Raw genomic sequence first — 19944 nt, 5'->3', positions numbered from 1 at the left:
AAACCCCCTTCAGTTGCGCTTCTGTTGCGCCTCTGTTGCGCTTCTGTTGCCCTTGAGTTCCACCACGGCATCGACCGCCATCACCCCCTCGCCGGCCGCCAGCACCATCAGCGGGTTGATGTCGACCGAAACCAGCGCGGTGCGGTGACGCAATGCCCAGTCGCCGAGCGCGACCGCCGACGACGCCAGCGCCTCCAGGTCGAGCGCCGGAATGTCGCGATAGCCATCAAAGAGCGGCGCCAGGCGCAGCCGCGCGCAGGCCGCCTTGACGTCACCGGCGGTGAATGGCGCCAGCAGGGTCACGACGTCCTTGCGGAGTTCAAGCAGCGTGCCGCCCTCCCCGATCATGACCAGCGGCCCGAACAACGGATCGACCGAGACGCCCAGCGCAAACTCATGGCGGCCCTTTACCATCGTTGCCACCACCACCCGCGGCGATGCCACGCCCAGCCGCTGCAGCGTATCGATGCAGTCCCGCGTCGCGCGGGCCACGCCCGCCGCGTCGGTGAGCCGGAGATGCACGAGGCCATGCTCGCTCTTGTGCGGGATCTCCGCCGCACAGCCCTTGACCACCACTGGCACCCCGCCGAGCGCGTCATACGCCGCCACCGCCGCATCCACGCTGTCGCACAGCCGGTGCGGCACGGTCGGAACTCCTGCTTCGGCGAGCAGGGCCAGGCTATCGGCTTCATCCTGCAAGCCACTGCCGTCGAGCTGGCGTGCTTCAGGCCAGGGCGGCGTGGCTGCCGCGTCGGCCAGCCGATGATGCGCGGCAAACTGCGCCAGGGCTGCAATGGCGTCCGCTTCGGTGACGAAGGCCGGCATGCCGTGTCGCACGAAGGCCTCGCGCACCGACTGTTGCGGCGCGCTCGCCACCAGGGGCTTACCCTGTTGCAAACTGAAGGCAGCGGCGTCGCGCGCCAGCGCCTCGACGTCGTAGCCGGGACCGGCCACCGGAATGCCGACCATCACCATGTCGGCCTGCGGCTCGGCGCCCAGCGCCTGGAGCACGCGCGGGAACATGTCGCCCTTGCCCAGCAGCGCCGCGGTCATGTCGAGCGGATTGCCGGCGGTTCCGAACTCGGGCAGGATCGCGCCCAGTTCGCGCAGCGTGGCCGGCTGCAGTTCGGTCAGCGGCAGGTCGTGCCGCTCGGCCAGGTCGGCCGCCATGACGCCCACGGCGCCGCTGTGGCTCATCACGACCGTGCGGCCCTGCCCGGGCGTGCAGGGCTGCAGATAGAGGGGCACGGCGCGGACCAGCTCGCCGATATCGCGTGCACGCCAGATGCCGTGGCGCGCCAGGAAGGCATCGATCGCCGCGTCGTTGCCGACCAGCGCACCGGTATGCGAGGCTGCCGCCCTCGCGCCGCGCTCGCTGCTGCCGGCCTTGAGCAGCACGATGCTGGCGCCACGCGCCCGGGCCAGCGCGGCCGCGCGGGCCAGTTGCGCCGGGTCGGACACCGATTCTAGGTAGACCAGGATCAGCCGCACTTCGGGGTCCGCAGCCACCGCCGCGGTCATCGCGCAGGCGTCTAGATCGGCGTCGTTGCCGGTCGCCACCAGGTAGCGCACGCCATGGCCGGCCTCGCGCAGCAAGGCATAGGGCATGACGCTCGCCGCGCCGCTCTGGCTGATGATCGCGATCGGGCCGTCCCGAGGCGCCACCTCCATGAACATGGTCGAGAAATTGAGCACCGCGCCGCTGGCGAAGTTGGCCGTGCCTTGCGCGTTCGGCCCCACCAAGCGCATGCCGCTGTCATTGGCCAGCGCCACCAGTTCCTGCTGCCGCAGGCGTCCTGCCTCGCCGGTCTCGGCGAAGCCCGACGCCATGATGACGGCCGCCTTCACGCCAGCAGCGCCGCACTGACGCACCTGCTCAAGCGTGGCATCGCCGGACACGGCGATCACCACGGCATCCGGCGCCTTGCCGATCGCACCGATATCGGGATACGCGCGATAGCCCTGGATGACCTCGCGCCCCGGGTTGACCGGAAACACCTCGCCCGTGTAGCCGAAGGTGCGCAGGTAGTGGATCGGCCGTCCGCCCACCTTGTTGGGGTTGTCCGAGGCGCCGATCACGGCCACCGAGGCCGGCGAGAACAGCGCGCCAAAGGTTGCGGAGATCTCAGTCAAGGGTCGCTCCCGATGCCTTGACCACCGGCGACCACTTGCCGGCGTCATGCTGGATCAGCCTGGAAAAGTCGGCCGGCGTCCCTGGCAGCGGCCGGGCACCCAGCGCGGCGAGCTGCTTGCGCACGTCTGCCTGCGCCAGCACGGCCTGCAGTTCGCTGTTCAGGCGGCGGATCACGTCGGGCGCGGTTCCTTTCGGCGCCGACAGGCCAAACCAGATCGTTACGTCGAAGCCCGGCAGGCCAGCCTCGGCAATGGTCGGCACCCTGGGCAGCGCCTCCGAACGCGTCGCGCCGGTCACGCCGAGCGCCTTGACCTTGCCTGTGCTGATGTATTGCACCTGGCTCGATACCGTGTCGAACATCATCGAGATGCGTCCGCCAAGCAGGTCGGTGAAGGCCGCCGCCGACCCCTTGTACGGCACATGGACGATGTCGACACCCGCCATCGACTTGAACAGTTCGCCCGAAAGGTGGTTGGAGCTGCCGTTGCCGGCCGAGCCGAAGGTCAGCGTGCCGGGCTTCTGCCTTGCCAGCGCCAGCAACTCCCTGACGTTGCTGACCGGCAGGCTGTCCGGCACCACCAGCACGTTGACCGTGGAGGCCACCGAGCCCACGGCATCGAACGACTTGACCGGGTCGACCTTCAGCGAGCGGTAGAGCCAGGGGTTGATCGCCATGGTGCCGGTGGTGGCAAAGAACAGCGTATAGCCGTCGGGAGCCGCCTGCGCCGCGGCCTCCGTGGCGATGGTGCCGCCGGCGCCGCCGCGGTTGTCGATCAGCACGGGCTGTCCGAGCTGCTGCGACAGGTGCTGGCCGATCAGCCGCGCCATCGCGTCAGTGGGGCCGCCGGCCGGGAACGGCACCAGCAGGCGGATCGGCTTGGCGGGATAGCTGGTGGGTGCAGCGGCGGCGCTGAAGGCTGCCGTCGCGGCGGCAGCCGCGGCAACCCCAAGCACAGCGCATAACGGCCGCCGGAATGCGCGAAGCGCAGCGGAAAAGCGCGGCATGTTGTCTCCATTGGTTTCGTAAGCCCCTCTCTGTGCAGGAGGGATGGACTCAGTGTATGGAGTCCGGGACCAATGCAAAAGAGTAGAATCGTCGATACCTGATATCTACTTTATGGATAGAGAACAGCGTGAACCTGAAGCAACTCGAAACCGTGGCGCTGGTGGCCGAATTGGGATCGCTGTCACGCGCGGCGCGCTCGCTGGGCATCGCCCAGTCGCTGGTGAGCCGCGTCATTGCCCAGATCGAAGCCGAATGGGGCGACCGGCTGTTCGAACGGACCGGCCGCGGCGTGGTGCTGTCGGAGTTTGGCCAGCGGATCTTTCCGCAGGTCCAGCTGCTGCTGGCCCAGTCGGCGCGGCTGCGCGACGAAGTCAAGGACGCGGCGGGCGTGCCGTTTGGCCAGGTAAGGATCGGCGTGCTGCCGTCAATGGCACCACGCCTGATTCCGGCGCTGTTCGAGGACCTGCGCACCACGGCGCCAAGTGTCCGGCTGCGCGTGGCGGAAGGCTTCAGCGGACAGCTCGACGAGGAACTGGAATCGGGCCATCTCGATCTTGCCGTCATCAACCGTTATGGCCCCGGGCCCCGACAGAGCGAAGACGTGCTCGCCCAGGTTGCCACCTACCTGATCTGCACGCCCGGGCATCCACTCGCCGGGATGCCGACGGTGGCGTTCTGCAAGCTCGACGGCGTCCCGCTGGTGCTGCCGCCGGCGCCCAATGGGCTGCGCTCGATTCTCGACCAGCACGCGCGCCAGCTCGGCATCTCGCTGGACGTGGCACTGGAAGTGGAATCGCTGAACACGATGAAGGAGGTCGCGCTTGCCGGTGGCGCGTTGACCATACTTCCGTTCCTGGCGGTGGATCACGAGGTGGCCGCCGGGCGCTTGTCGGCAGTCGAGATTGTCGAGCCGCGCTTGCCACGGACCATTGCGATGGGCGTCACGCGGCATCATCCGCTGTCCCGTGCGGCACGGCACGTTCTTTCCCGACTCCATGCCCTGGTGCCTGAAGTCGCAAGGAGCGGACAGGCCTAGCGTCCAAGGCAACGGGCGTCCCTGCTCGCCCAGTATTTTGCGGAGGTTGCGAAAGCCGGCCCCCGGGGACCGTTTACGCCAGCGCGACTTCCCCAGCCATCGCCTGTTGCCAGGTCGGAGGACTGCCCATGCTGGCTGTCAGATGGGTGCAGAAAGCCTTTACTTTCGCGCTGGCATGCTGGGTGGCGCGGAGCAGGTAGATGCCGCCGGGCGCCTGCGGCAGCAGGCCGTCAAGCGTCAGTTCCAACAGCCTGCCCGCGCCGATATCAGGTCCGACTGACCAGTCGGGCATCAGCGCAATGCCCAGGCCCTGCAGCACCGACAGCCGGCGCGCATCGCAGTCGTCACACTCGAGCGCAAACGTCGCCTCGGCGGCGTGCGCCGGCGTCAGCAGCTCACGCCAGCCACGCATGCTGGTGCTGTGGCCACGGTCGATCAGGCGGTGTCTGCCGAGCTCGTCGGCATGCGTCGGACGACCATGCAGGGCCAGGTAGCCAGGCGTCGCGCAGATGATGTAGCGCTGGCTGGCGATGCAGCGGGCAACCAGCGAGCTGTCGGCCTGCTGGCCGACGCGGATCACGACATCGAACCGTTCGACCACGGGATCGACGATGCGCTCGGTCAGCGCCAGCTCCACCGTCAGCCGCGGGTACTGGGCGTACAGCGCGCCGAGGTGCGGCACCACGTGGCGCCGGCCGAACGCGGGCAGGCACGCGACCCGGATCAGCCCGCTGACGCCCTGCTCCAGCGCCGTCACGGCATCGCGCGTATCGCTCAGCTCATGCAGGATGCGCGTGGCGCGCGCGAACAGCAGTTCGCCGGCATCGGTGCGGACCAGCGCCCGGGTCGAGCGCGTGAACAGCGGCACCCCTAGTTCGCGCTCAAGCGTATCGATCTGCCGCGCCACCGAGGAGGCCACGAGGCCGCGCTGGCGGGCTACCGCCGAGAAGCTGCCGGACTGGGCGACCTCGACGAAGATGGACAGGTTTTCTGCGAATCGGCTGAACTCCATTTTTGCAATCTCCGCAAAGGCATTGCGCAGGCGAACCGGCTTCCCGCACGATGCGGCCCAGTCTAACATCCAGTGACCGATCCCGGCGCGCCGGCTTTTAGCAAACAAAGCAAAAGTGCGGCTTGCCTGGGCATCCCCTATGACAGAGAGGAGCAGACCCCGATGGAGACTACCGCAGCAAAGACGATCCGGCGCTTCGCGCTGCCACGGCTGGCGGCAGCGGCGCTGGTCACGGTAACGGCCGTGTCGATGTCCCCCGCCAGCGCCCGCGCCGAGACCTGGCCGGCCAAGCCGGTCACGCTGATCGTGCCTTATGCCGCCGGCGGCACCGTGGACAAGGTGGCGCGGCAGATCCAGGAGGGTCTGCGCAAGCGCCTGGCGCAGCCGGTGATGATCGACAACCGCGCCGGCGCGGGCGGCACCATCGGCACCGCACAGATCGCGCGCAGCACGCCGGACGGTTACACCATCGGCATGGTGTTCGATGGTTTCGCCACCGAGTCGCATATCTATCCCAAACTGCCGTATGTCTCGCAGAAGGACCTGACCGGCGTCTCGTACATGGTCCGCTCGCCGATGGTGCTGGTCGTTCCCGCCAGCTCGCCGTACAAGACGCTGCAGGACTATGTCGCCGCGGCGAAGAAGAAGGATGGCGTGTCGTACGCGTCGGTCGGCGCCGGCAGTTCCAACCAGCTGGTGGCCGAACTGTTCCATGAAGCCGCCGGGACCAGCGGCACGCATACCCCGTACAAGGGCGGCGGCCCGGCCATCAACGACCTGCTGGGTGGCCATGTCGATTCGATGATCGCCAGCCTGCCGCTGGTGATGCCCTACGTGCAGGCCGGCAAGCTGCGCGCACTGGCCGTGACGGCCGGCCAGCGCGATGCGCGCCTGCCGGGGGTGCCGGCAGTGGCCGAGTCCTACAAGGGCTTCGAGGCCTATTCGTGGGTGGCGATGATTGCGCCGGCGCGCACGCCGTCCAGCGTGATTGGCAAGCTCACCGCCGAGGTCAACGCCACGCTGCGCGATCCGGCCATCGGCAAGGTACTGAGCGACGGCGGCTTCGATGTCATCGCCGGCGACGGTGCCCAGGCCAACAAGCTGATCCAGGAAGAATCCGCGCGCTGGGGCCGGCTGATCAAGGCGCGCCACATCGTCCTTGAATAGGTGCCCGGCATCATGCAACCCTTTATCTACCAGACCCATCCGCAGCGCATCGTTTTCCGGGCCGGCTCACTCGCAACGCTTGGCGACGAGGCCGACAACTTGCGCGCCCGCAAGCTGCTGGTGCTCTGCACGCCTCAACAACGCGACCTGGCCGAACGCGCCGCCGCGGTGCTGGGCGCGCGCTGCGCCGGCATCTTCGACGGCGCGGTCATGCACGTGCCGGTGGAGCAGGCGCGGCTGGCGCGGTCCCGCGCGGCGGAACTCGGCGCCGATGCCGTGGTGGCGATTGGTGGCGGCTCGACCATCGGGCTTGGCAAGGCCATCGCCCTCGAATCGGACTTGCCCATCCTTGCCGTCCCGACGACCTACGCCGGCTCGGAGATGACACCGATCTATGGCCTGACCGAAGGCGGCCTGAAGCGTACCGGGCGCGATCCACGCGTGCTGCCGCGCACGGTGGTCTACGATCCGGACCTGACCCTCGGCCTGCCGGTGGCGATGAGCGTGACCAGCGGCATCAATGCCATTGCCCACGCCGCCGAAGGGCTGTACGCGGGCGATCGGACACCCGTCAGCGACTGGATGTGCCGGGAAGGCATCGCGGCGTTGGGACGTGCGCTTCCGGTGATCGCGACAGCCGGTGGCGAGCGGGACAGCGCCGAGCTGCGCGCGGCCAGGGGCGACGCACTGTATGGCGCCTGGCTCTGCGGCGCCGTGCTGGGCAGCGCCACGGTTGGCCTGCATCACAAGCTGTGCCACACGCTCGGCGGCAGCTACAACCTGCCCCATGCCGAGACGCACACGATCGTGCTGCCGCACGCGCTGGCATACAACGCGCCCGCGGCACCCCAGGCGATGGCGGCGATTGCCGCTGCGTTGGGTCGCCGAGACGCCAGCGGCCCACAGGCGGTGTTCGACCTGGCTGCTTCGTTGGATGCTGCCGTGGCGCTGCGCGATATCGGCATGCGCGAGGAGGATCTCGACCGCGCCTGCGCGTTGGCGATGGAGAACCACTACCCGAACCCCCGTCCGCTGGAAGCGAAGGCATTGCGGCAACTGCTGCAGGACGCGTTTGACGGCGCGCCGCCGGCGCGATGAGTGCCTCCCGCCAGAACCATGAGAGACAGACGATGAACCGACGCACAATTTGCGCGGCCTGCCTGGTTGCGCTCCTTGGCCACAGCCTTCCGCTTCGCGCTCAGTCCGCAGCGGCAAGCGACCGCACCGTGCGACCGATGGTGGTGGCCCAGCAATCGGCGCCCTCCTTCCTTGAGAGCATCGCCGTCGGACCTGACCGGGCACTCTATGTCACGGACTTCCGGGCCCGTCAGATCCTGAAGTACGTCGACGACAAGGGTTTTTCGGTCCACGCACAACTCGACGTGCATCCGTGGGGCATGGTTTTCGACACCGACGGGACCCTGTACTTTGGCGCTGCGGAGGCTGGCATTACCGGCAAGACCTCGCCGCCCACGCAATGGGTCTACCGCCAGGCGCCCGGTGATGTGCCGCGCCCGCTGCTCAAGGTCGACCAGGCAAGGGCCCTGAACGGGATGACGCTGCTCGCGCCGGGACGCGTGCTCATCGCCGACGGTCGCGGCGGCGTGATCTGGCACCTGGATGTGAAGACCGGGCGGGTTTCGCCCTTCATCCGGGACGACGCGCTCGATGCGCCGGCCGGGTTTCAGTTGCCCACGCCGGCAGCCAACGGCCTTAAGATCCATCGCGGCCACCTTTACGTGTCGAACACCGCTCGCGCCACCATGCTGCGCATCCGCATCGGCGACGACTTGAAGCCCGGCGGCGGCGTGGAGGTTTTTGCCGAACCCGTGCGCGCCGATGACTTCGTATTCTCGCCCGGGGGCAACCTCTACTACACGACGCACCGCAAGGAGGTAATGAAGATCACGCCGGAGCGCCTCGTGTCCGAGGTGCCCGGCATCGGCCCGGAACTGATCGGCAACACCGCGCTGGCCTGGCGCGACGGCGACGACGGCCCCTTCGCCATCAACGACGGCGGCTTCATCGCATACCATTGGTATGAGGGCCCGCCCCCGACAGCATCGAATCTGGTTCGCCTCGGCGGATTGGACTGACTCAAGCCGCGCGCCCGAAGCAAGCAAGAGCCGGAACACCTCCACCCGTTCGTTCCCTGTCTCGGCAAGCTTGTCGCAGAGGTGCACATGCGCCGCCATGTCGCTGTCGATGAATCGATTCGCCACGGATGATGAAAGTCAGAACGTTCATTTCGGGGCTTCGGGCGCAGCGCGGCGAGGATGCGCAGCGCTGACCGGCGCGCCATTGGCGCATGCAGGGGACCTATACTGAACTCAGCCGATGCGCCCTCCCAGCAGCGACCATGGAGGTCACTGGCGCATCCTCACGCGGTACCGGGGATGAATGCCGTCACGGGCCAGACCAAGGACCTGCCATGAGCAATCGCCGCTATGTCGTCATGATCGACCAACCCAGGGATGTTTCCGACGAGCAGATGGCTGAGTACATCAAGCTCGCCATCGCCAACTGGGGCGCGGGAGTGTCACCGCCGCCACCGGACAGTCCCTTCTTCGACCTGGATGTGTTGTCGGTAACGGCCGTCCACAAGGCACATAAGGATTAAGCGTCAAGCGTGCGGGCGGCACCCGGTGCAGTCAGTTCCAGTGCGGGACAGAGCCATGAAGCAGACCCCTAATCCCAGGCATTCCGGCCCTTACCCGGGCCGCTACTGGCATTTCGCGGACGACGGCCGCATGCAATGCGACCTTTGCCCACGCCACTGCCGCCTGCATGACGAGCAGCGCGGTGCCTGCTTCGTGCGCCAGCGGGCCGGCAAGCAAATGGTGCTCACCGCGTATGGCCGCTCCTCGGGATTCTGCATCGATCCCATCGAAAAGAAGCCACTCAATCACTTCTACCCGGGCAGCGCGGTCCTGTCGTTCGGCACGGCGGGGTGCAACCTGGCATGCAAGTTCTGCCAGAACTGGGACATCAGCAAATCGCGCGAGATGGACACGCTGGCCGATGCAGCGCTGCCCGAAGCCATCGCCGAAGCCGCAGCGTCCCACCGGTGCAAGAGTGTCGCCTTCACCTATAACGACCCCGTGATCTTTGCCGAATATGCGATGGACGTGGCCGATGCCTGCCACGAACTGGGCATCATGGCGGTGGCGGTGACAGCCGGCTATATGGGCGCGCAGGCGCGGCGCGATTTCTACGCCAAGATGGATGCGGCAAACGTCGACCTGAAAGGCTTTACCGACGCGTTCTATCTTGCGTGCACCGGGGCCCACCTGGAGCCAGTGCTGGAGACGCTCCAATACCTGAAGCACGAAACCGCGGTCTGGTTCGAGATCACGACACTGCTCATTCCGGGCAAGAACGACAGCGATGACGAGATTCGCGCCGAGGCCCGGTGGATCGCCAGGGAACTAGGTACCGACGTACCGCTGCACTTCACGGGATTCCACCCCGACTACAAGATGCGCGACGTGCCGCCCACGCCTTGCACGACGCTTGCGCGTGCCCGCAAGCTCGCACTGGCAGAGGGGCTGCACTACGTGTACACCGGCAATGTCCATGACACCGCCGGTGACACGACCTCTTGCCCCGCATGCCACGCACCGCTGATTGTGCGCGACTGGCATGCGATCGAAAGCTATCGGTTGACTGCTGCGGGAACCTGTCCTGAATGCTTTGCGCCGATTGCCGGTCGCTTCGGACAATTCGAGCGCCAGTTCGGGCGGCGGCGGATTCCGGTGCAAATCGGGATCTAGTCTGATCTAGTCCGGTTAAACACGCCAATGCCTATGATTTCCTCGATCGATGCCGTGACACTCGCCACCCACGACATGTCACGAGCCGTTGCCTTCTACCAGGCGCTCGGATTCCAGATCCGCTATGGAGGCGCCGACGCGGAATTCACCAGCTTCCACGTCGGCACGGGTTATCTCAACCTGATTGCGCAGCCGTCCAGCCGGCAATGGTCATGGTGGGGACGCGTCATTTTCCATGTCGACGATGTCGACGCCATCCACCAACGGGCGCTCGAACACGGGCTGCGTCCCGAGGCCGCCCCGCGCGATGCCGAGTGGGGCGAGCGGTATTTCCATATCAGCGATCCCGACGGCCATGAGCTGAGTTTTGCGAAACGGCTGGTGGGGTGAGCCAACGCCTTCGCGGGCTCCCGCGAAACCCAGCCGGGGCAGGCGGTCACGTCCAGGATATGCCGGGGACAGGCACGACAGCGTAGTCGCTGCGCCGCCCGCCAGGGCGAGTCGCATGAAGTGTCGGCGGTCATTGCTGATCAGCAAGCATCAGGTTCGCTCGGGCACCTTGCCCACGTAGCGGCCCCGCGGCCGGATCACCTGACCGACGTTCAACTGCTCCAGGCTGTGGGCAAGCAAACCCACGCTGCGCGCCGTGGCAAACATGCCGAAAGCCGCGTCATCAGGCAAATCATAGTGCGTGACCAGCGCCGCCAATGCCACGTCGATATTGGGCTGCAAACCGGTCAGTCGCGTTGCCTTTTCCACAAAGCGCGCAATCACGGGCGGCGGATCGAACAGGCTCAGCAGCGCCGTCGCGCGCGGATCGCCATCCGGATACAGGTGATGACCAAACCCAGCCAGCGGCTGACCGGTGGACAGATGATGGGCGAGCACCTCGTCTTCGCCCTGCCGGTCCAATTCACTGAAAAGCGCCTTCACGCGGCCCGATGCATCGCCATGCAAAGGCCCGGACAGCGTGGTCAGCCCGGACAGCAAGCACGCCGGCAGCGATGCACCCGTTGACGCAGCGATGCGCGACGCAAACGCCGAACTGGTCAACTCGTGATCGAGCAACAGGACCATGGCAGTGCGCAACAACTCCGCCACCGCGGGCTGACCCCAGCCCTGTGCCAGCCGCATATGCAAGGGTTGCGTGCCAGGCCGCGCGCCAAATGCGTTGGCCAGCAGTCCCACCAGCCCCTGCGCTTCGCCATGCAGCACGCGCGTCATGCGGCCATGCGTGGAATGTCCCGTCGCCGCCAGCTCCGCCAGGGCCCTGAACGCCGCTACGCGGCCCGGCTGGCCGACACGTGCCGGCGACGAGAAATCCACGGGCTGCGCGGCCTCCCAGAGCAGATTCGCGGCCTCTTCCAGCGTGGCCGATCCGGCCAGCGTCACCGCATCGTGTCCCCGGTAGTAAAGCCGCTCGCGCACGAACGTAGAGATGGCCGTGGGGATGCTGGGCTCTGCGCCGAACAGCGTGTTGGCGGCCAGTGTCTCGTGCTTGCGGCCGGCCTGCTTGCGCCTGGCCAGCGTTGCCACGTCCTCTGCGCGGTACAGACTGCGGCGCGTATCGGCCGGGTCGGACATGACCTCGATCTTGCCCCGGCTCACATAGGCATAAACGGTCTGCGGCCTCACCCCGAGCTGCGAACACGCCTCTTCCATGGATATCCACGTTCCCACTTGTTGCTTGCCCCCGTCAATTTATATTGATTTTATATATCAAGATTGCGTGGTTAATCAACTATTGCCTACGATGCATCCACCTGCTCAGCCACGACATCCACGCATATGACGCCTCAGATCCTGCAACTGAACCCCATCCTGATTCCCGCCGCGAACGAAGAACTGGCCGCTCGTTACCGCGTGCACAAGTACTTCGAGATCGAGGATCCAGCCGCCTTTCTGCAACAGCATGGCCCGTCTATCGAAGCCGTCATCACTGGCGGTCACACCGGGATCTCCCGAGAGATGCTGGAACAGCTGCCGGCACTGAAAGTGGTGGCGGTCAACGGCGTGGGCACCGATGCCGTCGACCTGGCGTATTGCCGCGAGCGTCAACTGCCCGTGACCGCCACATTGGGTGCGCTGACCGAAGACGTGGCCGATCTGGCCATCGGCCTGCTGATCGCGGCGTGCCGAAACCTCTGCGCGGGTGACCGTTTTGTCCGTGACGGCCAGTGGGAAATGCAGCCATCGCCGTCCGCTATTCCACTCGCGCGCCGCTTCAGCGGCATGCGCGTCGGCATCGTGGGCATGGGCCGGGTGGGCCGTGCCGTGGCCACCCGTGCTGCAGCGTTTGGCTGCCCCATCCGCTATACGGATCTGCGCGCGATGGACGACGTGACGCATACCTTCGTCGCCGACTTGATCGACCTGGCACGCGACAGCGATGCGCTGGTGCTCTGCGCTGCCGCTGACAAGGCCGAAGGCATCGTCAATGCAGCCGTGCTCGATGCGCTCGGCCCGCGCGGGTTCCTGATCAACGTGGCACGCGGCCGCCTGGTCAACGAGGCCGACCTAGCTGCGGCCATTGAAGCCGGAAGCATTGCGGGGGCGGGCCTGGACGTCTTTGTCGATGAACCGCGCGTGCCGCTGACGCTGCGCCAGTCGGACCGCACCACGCTGCAAGCCCACCGCGCGAGCGCCACGTGGGAAACGCGCGGTGCCATGGCGCGCATGGTGCTGGACAGCGTGGCCGAAGCACTGGCCGGCAAGCGCCCCACAATGAGCCTGACCACCTGACTTCGCCATGATGGATTTCGTCATGCCACCGCCAGCGCCAAGCACTTTGCCCATGACGCACAGCACTGCGTATCTCCCGATCCGTCGCGTTGTCTGCATCGGCCGCAACGATCGCCGGTCAGGCGTCGCGCCATTGGAACCGGGCGACGTGATTCACGCAGCTGTGGCCGGCATCGGCGAGATCATGCTGACGGTCACCCAGGCATAGCACCTGACACAACATGGAGACAATGTTGAACCCCTCCCGAAAAATCGCGCTGGTGACTGGCGCCGGCAGTGGCGTCGGCCGTCTGACCGCCTTGGCTCTGCTGGAAGATGGTTGGACGGTGGTGCTGGCCGGCCGGCGTGCCGATCCGCTACAGACGCTGGTGGCCGACGCCGCCGCGCGTGGCAGGACGGCGCTGGCCGTGCCGACCGACGTGACCGATCCCGCGAGCGTGCAGGCGCTGTTCGACAGCATCGAGCGCGAATTCGGCCGGCTCGACCTGCTATTCAACAACGCGGGTGTGAACGCGCCAGCGGTGCCGATGGATGAGTTGCCGCTGGACCAATGGTTCAACGTCATTAACACCAACGTCACCGGCGTATTTTTGTGTGCGCGCGCCGCGTTCGCGCTGATGCGCCGTCAGTCGCCGCAAGGCGGACGCATCATCAACAACGGCTCGGTCTCGGCCCACACGCCGCGCCCGTTCACCGCGCCGTACACAGCCAGCAAGCACGCTGTCACGGGCCTGACCAAGGCGCTGGCGCTTGATGGCCGCGCCTTCCATATCGCTGCCGGCCAGGTGGATATCGGCAATGCGCTCACCGAGTTGTCCGAACGCATGACGCGCGGCGTGCTGCAGGCCAATGGCACCATGGCGGCAGAGCCGATGATGGATGCCAGCCACGTGGCCAATGCCGTGCGCCATATGGCGTCGCTGCCGCTGGACGCCAACGTGCTCAACATGACCGTCATGGCCAGCGCCATGCCGTTCGTCGGCCGCGGCTGATACAGAACGGACCAATTACCGCGCCACCACGGCTTCGCATCCGTGGGACGCCCACAGAGTTGACCCAAGTTAACCAGCATCCCGATGGAGACACACCATGCAAATCCCCACCCGAACGCTCACGACCCTGATTGGGGCGATGACTGCCTGCGCCGCCATGATGGGGGTGCCCGCCATGGCCTCGGCCCAAGGCAACTACCCCACCCGCCCCGTCACGATCATCGTGCCAGCACCGGCGGGCGGCGGCATCGACCTCGTCGCCCGTGTGGTAGGCGAAAAACTATCGGTCAAGCTCGGCCAGCCGTTTATCGTCGAGAATCGCCCGGGCGCATCTAACAACCTGGGCACGGCGGTGCTGGCCAACGCCAGGCCCGATGGCTATACCATCGGCATCGTCGGCGGCAGCCATAACATCAACAAGTTCCTGTTCAAGAACCTGAGCTGGGATCCGGAAAAGAGCTTCGAGCCTATCGTATATACGCACGAGATTCCGTTGGTGTTCGCGGTCTATCCCAAGCTGCCGGTGAAGACCGTGCCCGAACTGGTGACTTGGATGAAGGCCCACCCCGCCGAGGCCAAGGTGGCCACGTCAGGCCGCGGCAGTGCGCAGGAAATGGCCGCCGAGATGTTCCGCATGGTCAGCGGCGCGCCGGTATTGCTGGTGCCCTACAAGGGGTCGTCCGCAGCGCATCCCGACCTGATCGCCGGACGTACCGTGCTCTACATCGACACGATCAGCGCCATTCAGGAGCAGGTGAAGTCGGGCAATGTGCGTGCGCTGGCGGTGTCTACGCGCAAGCGATCCAAGACATTGCCCAATGTACCCACCGCCGAAGAACAAGGCCTCAAGGGTTACGACGCCAACACCAACGGCGGCTTCCTGGCACCGGCGAACACGCCGAAGGAGGTCGTGGCGAAGCTCAACACCGAGATCAACGCGGTGCTGAAGCTGCCTGAAGTGCGCGCCAAGCTGGAAACGGCCGGCATCGACGTGCAAGGCGGTACGCCGCAGGAGTACGCGGCGCTGATCAAGTCGGACCTGGCCAAGTGGGGCAAAGTGGTCAAGGAAGCGGCGATCCAGCCCGAGTAATCAAACCGGAGCAATCTGCCGGAGGCGTACGCGCCCATCCGATGCGCCGCCGAGCCCCCGCCCTGGGAGCCGTACGTCACGGCGCCCTTAGAAGCTGGCATTGCTGCTGTAGGAAGTTTGCTGGCGATTGATCTCATGGTTGGCGATGCCGCAGGCAACCGAGCCCGAACGACTGCATATAGCTTACTGGTGCCGTGGAAGCAACTTTCGAAGCTCAAAAGTGGCGCGCAATGGACTATCCGCAATGCGCGCTAGTATCTGAGCTTCCAGTTCGCGGATCCGTGGCAGGCGTACTGGCAAACATGCCAGACTTTGACGCAGGCCATCGAGCGGTTAAGCTGAACTGACGTGCATCGCCTTGTGGGAGACATCCAATGGCAGCCCGATCCCTCGCCTCCCTGTCGTTATCGTTCGGCCTGGTGTCGATACCCGTCAAGCTCTACACCGCCACCGAGGCCAGTTCAGCGATCCGCTTCAACCTGTTGAGCAAGGAAGGCTCGCGCGTGAAGCAGCAGTACATTTCCGAGCAGACCCAGCAGGTGGTCGAGCGGGCCGACATGATCAAGGGCTATGAATTCGAGAAGGGCCGCTTTGTCACGTTCGCGCCGGACGAACTCAAGGCACTGGAAGAAAGCGCCAGCCACATGGTCGATATCGTCGCGTTTATTCCCGAGCGCAGCGTCGATCCGCTGTACTACGACAAGGCCTATTTCATCGCGCCCGACAAGCGCGGTGGCAAGCCCTACAGCCTGCTGCGCGAGGCCATGTCCAGGACCGGACGCTGCGCCATTGCCAAATGGGCTTCCAAAGGCAAATCGCATATCGTGCAGATCCGCCCGATCGAGGGCGGGCTGGTATTCCAGCAACTCCTGTTCGCCGACGAAGTGCGCAACATCGCGGAACTGCATATCGAAGAGGCGGCGGTTTCCGACGCCGAACTGAAGCTTGCGATCCAGCTGATCGAGCAGGCCTCCGAAGAGGAATACGATCCGACCCAGTACCAGGATGAAGAAAAAGCCAGGATTCTCGCCGCCATCGACGCGAAAATCGCCGGCAAGCATATCGTCGCGCCAGAACCGGTGGAAGCCGATGCCGGCGGCCAGGTCATCGACCTGATGGATGCCTTGCGCGCCAGCCTGTCGAAGAAGGGAACACCGGCGGCAAAGGGCAAGTCCGCGCAGAACCCGCCCGCGCGCAAATCCGCCAGGCGGGGCGCGGCGCCAGCCGAGCCTACGCCGATCCGACGCACCACGAAGAAATCAGCGTGAAGCGCAGCGAAGGCCTGAGCATGCGGGAACTGGAGGCCCGACTGGGGGTGTCGCGGCGCCTGGTCGCCGGCCTGGTGGCCGCGGGCCTGGTGACCCCGACACGGGGCCGGCACGGTGAATACGTCTTTTCCTTCCAGGACACGGTGCTGATACGCACGGCGGCTTCCCTGCATCGGGCTCGGATCACACCAGCGCAGATCCTGCGCGCGTTGCGTCACCTCGAACGGCTCAAGCCCAACCGGCATCTGGCGGCAGTCCGCGTGGGAGCGTGCGGCGGCAAGGTATCCGCCCGGGACCACCATGGCGCCTGGATCGTCGAATCGGGCCAGCGGCTCATTGACTTTGAGGCCGGCGAGGACGCGGACCGCAGGGTCACCGAGTTCAGACGGCAGGAGCCGGCATACGCCGCAGCGGATGCAGCCCTGGCGCAGGGTCGAGCGATCGAGCCTGTCGATGTCCGGCGCGCGGAGGCAGCGTACCAGCGCGCCGTGGCACTTTGTCCGGGGATGCTCGATGCCTACCTGAATCTCGGCTGCTTGCTCGCCGACCAGCAGCGGCTTGACGAAGCGATCTTGCTCTACGAAGCCGCGCTAACCGCGCTGCCCGACGAGCCCGAACTGCACTTCAATCTCGGCGTCGCGCTCGAGGATACCGGTGCCACCCAGGCCGCGCTGCGTGCCTACGAGCGCAGTATCGAACTGGCGCCGGGGGACGCCGACGCACACTACAATGCCGCGCGCCTGCATCAGGAACTCGGCCACATACAGAAGGCGATTCGGCACTTCAATCAGTATCGGAAACTCGAACGCCCGGATCGGTGAACGGTTTCTGGACTGCCGGCGCAATGACAAGCAGGCGTCGTCGAAGTTTCATTGGTTGTCTCCGTGGTTTTTCAGGTGGTGCATGGACACCGGGTTGCCTGTTTTGAGGTCACCGCCCCCAGCGGCGTGTCAGGTCGGGCCCGCTGGCGGCCTGGTGCTTTTTGGCGCGATGTATCCGGACCTCTTTTTTTCTCTCGCAGTGCATCCGCCGTTTCAAGCCGCGGCGATGAAGGGCCCGCGCCGCAGGATCATCCAGACGGTGCGGGACATTAAGGAGAGCCGGTGCTGGATCGCGTTGATGAGGGATGACTCTATCGGCTGCACAGCAGAATGTGCTGCCGATTCAAAATCGGACAATTCCGTGCTTCAGCACTAAATGCTGGCACCAATGCCCGTTAGACTCACGGCCGAGACCTGTGCTCGGACCAAGCTCTTTGGCCGGAATCCGCGCAAGACCCGATATGGACGCTCACGTAAGTCTCAGGCCGGAAAACCGAAGAGCCGCGCGAAGTCCTGGACACGCTCCCGCGGCATCCTTGTTTGATTGACCCGGGCCTGCGGGTCTCCATATCCCATCGATATACCGAAGGCGGTGACTTCCTCCGACGGCATTTGCAGGTGCGCAGCGATCAGGTCATGGAACGGCGCGAAGGAAACCTGCGGGCAGGTGTCGATGCCGCGCGCTTTCGCGGCGATCATCAGGTTCTGCGCGAAAAGGCCGATGTCGACCCAGCTGTGCGGCTTCAGTCTGCGGTCGATACTGATGATGAGACCCACCGGCGCGCCGAAGAACGAGAAGTTCTGCTCGGTCTGGTGCATGCGCGCCGCGGTGTCGTCGCGATCGATCCCGAGCGAGCCGTAGTAACGCGCGCCGAAATCAGTCAGTCTCGCGCGAAACACGTCCGGCAACGGCTCAGGAAAGTGTGCGGGTGGTGATGCGGTGCCGGCGCGGCAGGCAGCGACCAGGGCGTTGGCCAATTCATCCTTGACCGCGCCGCTGACGACATACACTCGCCAGGGCTGGATATTGGCCCCACTCGGGGCGGTGGCTGCGTCTCCCAGGATCTCTTCCACGAGTTCTCGGCGCAACGGCTCAGGCTTGAAGGCACGAACCGACCGCCGGGAGCGGATGACGGTGGCGACGCATCTCGCCACCGCCTGCTGGGACCATTCCATTGTTGCCTGCACCAGGGACTACTCCTGCGGGACATCGTGGTAGGAAATCCGGCCTGACGGCAGGAAGAACAGCGCGATAACGGCGCCGCCTTTTGCTTCCGGATAGTGATGGCTGCCTGGCGCCGGGGCGGTCCAGCCTCCGGAGCACCAGCCATTGGGCCCGTTCAGGGCGGCGCCGGGAGCCAGCGGCACAACCATGTTGAACTCCCCATAAGGATGGCCGTGGTATTGCCCCCTGAATCGATGGTCAGGGTGCCCTTGCCGATTGCCGGTGCTATCCATGTACACAGCGGTGATGCTGAAGTGAAGCGTGCGCTCCGAAGGCGCCGCGATGCGGCTGCGGCGGTAAGTCGGGCCATCGATCTGGACGTTCGCCGCCCAACCCTCCTCCACCCCCTTCCTGACCAGGCCTGACAGGGTTTCATAGAGTTCGCTGCCGGGTCCGTAGGTGTGGTTCAGCCAGCGCTCGACCGCGGTGCCGGCGGTCAGGTCCTTCACTTCCTCAAGGAAGGGTATGCAGCGCTCGATCAGCGCTTCTCGATCTTTGATGAGGCCTTCGGTCATGGTTCGCTTCCTGTCACAAGGTTTGAACTCATCATGCGCCAAGCAAGAATTGAATGGAATTGATGTCTTTACACTTTCATAATGAATGGCATTCAACTGTCGGAGCGACATCATGAGCATCGGCCGCATGGACCTGAACCTGTTGAAGGTATTCGAGGCTGTCTACGAGGATCGCAATCTGATACTGGCGGGCAAACGTCTCAATCTCACGCAATCGGCCGTCAGCCACGCGCTACGACGGCTGCGCGAGCTGGTTGGCGACGAGCTGTTCATGCGCATGGGAAAGGGCATGGTGCCGACCGGGCGCGCCACGGCGATGGCGCCGATCCTGCTGGACTCGCTGCGCCGCATCGAGGACGCCTTGGGCGTGAAGCCGTTTTCCCCCGATGCATCGAGACGGCGCTTCGTCCTGGCAGCGAACGATCATGTCACTGAGGTGATCGTTGCGCCGTTGTCCCGCGCGCTGCAAAAGGCGGCCCCGGGCGTCGACCTCGTCATCCGGCCATCCACGCGGCTGGATCTGGCCGAGCAGATCGACCTGGGACGCATCGATATTGCCCTCGGCATTTTTGCCCAGGTGCCAGCGCGTCTGAACTCGCGAACGCTGATGTCCCAGGGGGAATCCATCTTGATGGGCAAGGGACATCCTGCTTCCCGCCGGAAGCTCACACTGCGCGATTTGGCGAAGTATTCGCTTGTCACCTTGTCCGTGGGCGGCGAAGAGGAAGGCGCGGTAGGCGGCTTTATCATCGAGCGAGGACTCGCGCGCCAGTCGGAGATGTTCGACCGGCGCGCGCTGGAGATGGCACTGCTTGAATCGAAGCAGGTTCCGCGGCTAAGAGTCACCGTCCCGCACGCGCTCGCCATTCCGGCGCTGCTTCGCGATACGGACATGCTGTCCATTGTGCCCGCATCCCTGGCCCTGGCACTGGCAAAAAGCGGTGACCTGATTCGCCGGCCCCCGCCGTACCAGGCGGGAAGCGAGACCATGCGCGCGGTTTGGCATCGCCGCGACGACCACGACGAGGGTCATGTCTGGCTGCGCGAGATGATCGCGAAGACGGCCCGGGCCGCTGAAGAGGCGCTTGAGTAATCGTGGCCTGCGCCCCCGTAGCTGCAAGCGGCCAGCGATTGTTGTTTGACCTTCAGGAAGGCGTCCGTGC

General features: G+C 65.6%; 20 protein-coding genes. 14 read left to right on the top strand and 6 right to left on the bottom strand.

Annotation, left to right across the window (positions count from 1 at the left end):
• Nucleotides 1-9 precede the first annotated feature (9 nt).
• Both ACOCMH_RS23930 and ACOCMH_RS23925 read right to left on the bottom strand, forming a co-directional pair.
• Nucleotides 10-2133: an acetate--CoA ligase family protein gene (locus tag ACOCMH_RS23930; protein WP_427309297.1), complete on the bottom strand. Its 2124-nt coding sequence runs from the start codon at nt 2131-2133 to the stop codon at nt 10-12.
• The gene (locus tag ACOCMH_RS23925) at nt 2126-3139 is read right to left on the bottom strand and encodes a Bug family tripartite tricarboxylate transporter substrate binding protein (RefSeq protein WP_427309295.1); all 1014 of its coding nucleotides are present in this window, start codon (nt 3137-3139) and stop codon (nt 2126-2128) included. Before ACOCMH_RS23925 ends, ACOCMH_RS23930 begins: the two co-directional genes overlap by 8 nt.
• Before the next feature lie 128 nt (nt 3140-3267).
• Between ACOCMH_RS23925 and ACOCMH_RS23920 the strand changes: the two genes are divergently transcribed.
• On the top strand, nt 3268-4176 hold the full coding sequence (locus tag ACOCMH_RS23920) for a LysR family transcriptional regulator (RefSeq protein WP_427309293.1): 909 nt from the start codon (nt 3268-3270) through the stop codon (nt 4174-4176).
• A gap of 73 nt (nt 4177-4249) precedes the next feature.
• On the opposite strand, the gene ACOCMH_RS23915 is transcribed toward ACOCMH_RS23920, so the two are convergent.
• Nucleotides 4250-5188 carry a LysR substrate-binding domain-containing protein gene (locus tag ACOCMH_RS23915; protein WP_427309291.1) on the bottom strand — a complete coding sequence of 313 codons (939 nt, stop codon included), beginning with the start codon at nt 5186-5188 and terminating at the stop codon, nt 4250-4252.
• Between the two features lie 162 nt (nt 5189-5350).
• Here ACOCMH_RS23915 and ACOCMH_RS23910 point away from each other — a divergent pair, with 162 nt between their 5' ends.
• The 6 genes from ACOCMH_RS23910 (at nt 5351) to ACOCMH_RS23885 (ending at nt 10518) form a co-directional block, all read left to right on the top strand.
• The gene (locus ACOCMH_RS23910; RefSeq protein WP_427309289.1) at nt 5351-6355 is read left to right on the top strand and encodes a tripartite tricarboxylate transporter substrate binding protein; all 1005 of its coding nucleotides are present in this window, start codon (nt 5351-5353) and stop codon (nt 6353-6355) included.
• Between the two features lie 12 nt (nt 6356-6367).
• On the top strand, nt 6368-7453 hold the full coding sequence (locus tag ACOCMH_RS23905) for a maleylacetate reductase (protein WP_427309287.1): 1086 nt from the start codon (nt 6368-6370) through the stop codon (nt 7451-7453).
• A 32-nt stretch (nt 7454-7485) separates the two neighbouring features.
• Nucleotides 7486-8451 (top strand): SMP-30/gluconolactonase/LRE family protein, encoded by a 966-nt coding sequence (locus tag ACOCMH_RS23900; protein ID WP_427309285.1) that lies wholly within the window; start codon nt 7486-7488, stop codon nt 8449-8451.
• 335 nt (nt 8452-8786) lie between these two features.
• Nucleotides 8787-8975: a hypothetical protein gene (locus tag ACOCMH_RS23895; protein ID WP_427309283.1), complete on the top strand. Its 189-nt coding sequence runs from the start codon at nt 8787-8789 to the stop codon at nt 8973-8975.
• Nucleotides 8976-9030: 55 nt separating this feature from the next.
• The gene (amrS, locus tag ACOCMH_RS23890; RefSeq protein ID WP_427309281.1) at nt 9031-10128 is read left to right on the top strand and encodes an AmmeMemoRadiSam system radical SAM enzyme; all 1098 of its coding nucleotides are present in this window, start codon (nt 9031-9033) and stop codon (nt 10126-10128) included.
• 27 nt (nt 10129-10155) lie between these two features.
• Nucleotides 10156-10518 (top strand): VOC family protein, encoded by a 363-nt coding sequence (locus tag ACOCMH_RS23885; RefSeq protein ID WP_427309279.1) that lies wholly within the window; start codon nt 10156-10158, stop codon nt 10516-10518.
• A gap of 150 nt (nt 10519-10668) precedes the next feature.
• Here ACOCMH_RS23885 and ACOCMH_RS23880 read toward each other — a convergent pair whose 3' ends face one another.
• A complete protein-coding gene (locus ACOCMH_RS23880) occupies nt 10669-11790 on the bottom strand; it encodes a citrate/2-methylcitrate synthase (RefSeq protein WP_427309278.1) in 1122 nt (373 codons plus the stop codon).
• A gap of 126 nt (nt 11791-11916) precedes the next feature.
• Here ACOCMH_RS23880 and ACOCMH_RS23875 point away from each other — a divergent pair, with 126 nt between their 5' ends.
• From ACOCMH_RS23875 to ACOCMH_RS23850, 6 genes are all read left to right on the top strand, one after another.
• Entirely contained in the window at nt 11917-12870 is a 954-nt protein-coding gene (locus tag ACOCMH_RS23875; protein ID WP_427309277.1) for a 2-hydroxyacid dehydrogenase, read from the top strand.
• Between the two features lie 52 nt (nt 12871-12922).
• Nucleotides 12923-13078: a hypothetical protein gene (locus ACOCMH_RS23870; protein ID WP_427309275.1), complete on the top strand. Its 156-nt coding sequence runs from the start codon at nt 12923-12925 to the stop codon at nt 13076-13078.
• Between the two features lie 22 nt (nt 13079-13100).
• Entirely contained in the window at nt 13101-13862 is a 762-nt protein-coding gene (locus ACOCMH_RS23865; RefSeq protein ID WP_427309273.1) for an SDR family oxidoreductase, read from the top strand.
• A 139-nt stretch (nt 13863-14001) separates the two neighbouring features.
• Nucleotides 14002-14952, top strand: coding sequence for a Bug family tripartite tricarboxylate transporter substrate binding protein (locus ACOCMH_RS23860; RefSeq protein WP_427313347.1), 951 nt, complete (start codon nt 14002-14004; stop codon nt 14950-14952).
• Nucleotides 14953-15326: 374 nt separating this feature from the next.
• The gene (locus ACOCMH_RS23855) at nt 15327-16220 is read left to right on the top strand and encodes a Ku protein (RefSeq protein WP_427309271.1); all 894 of its coding nucleotides are present in this window, start codon (nt 15327-15329) and stop codon (nt 16218-16220) included.
• Nucleotides 16217-17041, top strand: a complete 825-nt coding sequence (locus tag ACOCMH_RS23850; RefSeq protein ID WP_427309269.1) for a tetratricopeptide repeat protein — start codon at nt 16217-16219, stop codon at nt 17039-17041. Before ACOCMH_RS23855 ends, ACOCMH_RS23850 begins: the two co-directional genes overlap by 4 nt.
• A 480-nt stretch (nt 17042-17521) precedes the next feature.
• Here ACOCMH_RS23850 and ACOCMH_RS23845 read toward each other — a convergent pair whose 3' ends face one another.
• A complete protein-coding gene (locus ACOCMH_RS23845) occupies nt 17522-18217 on the bottom strand; it encodes a nitroreductase (protein WP_427309267.1) in 696 nt (231 codons plus the stop codon).
• 18 nt (nt 18218-18235) lie between these two features.
• Nucleotides 18236-18781: a DUF4863 family protein gene (locus ACOCMH_RS23840; RefSeq protein ID WP_427309265.1), complete on the bottom strand. Its 546-nt coding sequence runs from the start codon at nt 18779-18781 to the stop codon at nt 18236-18238.
• Between the two features lie 112 nt (nt 18782-18893).
• On the opposite strand from ACOCMH_RS23840, the gene ACOCMH_RS23835 reads away from it, so the two are divergent.
• Nucleotides 18894-19874, top strand: coding sequence for a LysR substrate-binding domain-containing protein (locus ACOCMH_RS23835; protein WP_427309263.1), 981 nt, complete (start codon nt 18894-18896; stop codon nt 19872-19874).
• Nucleotides 19875-19944 lie beyond the last annotated feature (70 nt).

The sequence above is a fragment of the Cupriavidus sp. H39 genome, assembly GCF_050271075.1.
Classification (GTDB): domain Bacteria; phylum Pseudomonadota; class Gammaproteobacteria; order Burkholderiales; family Burkholderiaceae; genus Cupriavidus; species Cupriavidus necator_B.
This window is presented reverse-complemented; position numbering and strand designations above follow the sequence as displayed.

What these genes read in the sequence shown, in the direction of transcription:
- ACOCMH_RS23870 (WP_427309275.1), top strand. Translation starts at nt 12,923, where the DNA reads ATGACGCACAGCACTGCGTATCTCCCGATCCGTCGCGTTGTCTGCATC.
- ACOCMH_RS23900 (WP_427309285.1), top strand. Translation starts at nt 7,486, where the DNA reads ATGAACCGACGCACAATTTGCGCGGCCTGCCTGGTTGCGCTCCTTGGC.
- ACOCMH_RS23855 (WP_427309271.1), top strand. Translation starts at nt 15,327, where the DNA reads ATGGCAGCCCGATCCCTCGCCTCCCTGTCGTTATCGTTCGGCCTGGTG.
- ACOCMH_RS23905 (WP_427309287.1), top strand. Translation starts at nt 6,368, where the DNA reads ATGCAACCCTTTATCTACCAGACCCATCCGCAGCGCATCGTTTTCCGG.
- ACOCMH_RS23835 (WP_427309263.1), top strand. Translation starts at nt 18,894, where the DNA reads ATGAGCATCGGCCGCATGGACCTGAACCTGTTGAAGGTATTCGAGGCT.
- ACOCMH_RS23895 (WP_427309283.1), top strand. Translation starts at nt 8,787, where the DNA reads ATGAGCAATCGCCGCTATGTCGTCATGATCGACCAACCCAGGGATGTT.
- ACOCMH_RS23865 (WP_427309273.1), top strand. Translation starts at nt 13,101, where the DNA reads ATGTTGAACCCCTCCCGAAAAATCGCGCTGGTGACTGGCGCCGGCAGT.
- ACOCMH_RS23860 (WP_427313347.1), top strand. Translation starts at nt 14,002, where the DNA reads ATGACTGCCTGCGCCGCCATGATGGGGGTGCCCGCCATGGCCTCGGCC.
- ACOCMH_RS23875 (WP_427309277.1), top strand. Translation starts at nt 11,917, where the DNA reads ATGACGCCTCAGATCCTGCAACTGAACCCCATCCTGATTCCCGCCGCG.
- amrS (WP_427309281.1), top strand. Translation starts at nt 9,031, where the DNA reads ATGAAGCAGACCCCTAATCCCAGGCATTCCGGCCCTTACCCGGGCCGC.
- ACOCMH_RS23880 (WP_427309278.1), bottom strand. Translation starts at nt 11,790, where the DNA reads ATGGAAGAGGCGTGTTCGCAGCTCGGGGTGAGGCCGCAGACCGTTTAT.
- ACOCMH_RS23925 (WP_427309295.1), bottom strand. Translation starts at nt 3,139, where the DNA reads ATGCCGCGCTTTTCCGCTGCGCTTCGCGCATTCCGGCGGCCGTTATGC.
- ACOCMH_RS23840 (WP_427309265.1), bottom strand. Translation starts at nt 18,781, where the DNA reads ATGACCGAAGGCCTCATCAAAGATCGAGAAGCGCTGATCGAGCGCTGC.
- ACOCMH_RS23845 (WP_427309267.1), bottom strand. Translation starts at nt 18,217, where the DNA reads ATGGAATGGTCCCAGCAGGCGGTGGCGAGATGCGTCGCCACCGTCATC.
- ACOCMH_RS23915 (WP_427309291.1), bottom strand. Translation starts at nt 5,188, where the DNA reads ATGGAGTTCAGCCGATTCGCAGAAAACCTGTCCATCTTCGTCGAGGTC.
- ACOCMH_RS23885 (WP_427309279.1), top strand. Translation starts at nt 10,156, where the DNA reads ATGCCTATGATTTCCTCGATCGATGCCGTGACACTCGCCACCCACGAC.
- ACOCMH_RS23910 (WP_427309289.1), top strand. Translation starts at nt 5,351, where the DNA reads ATGGAGACTACCGCAGCAAAGACGATCCGGCGCTTCGCGCTGCCACGG.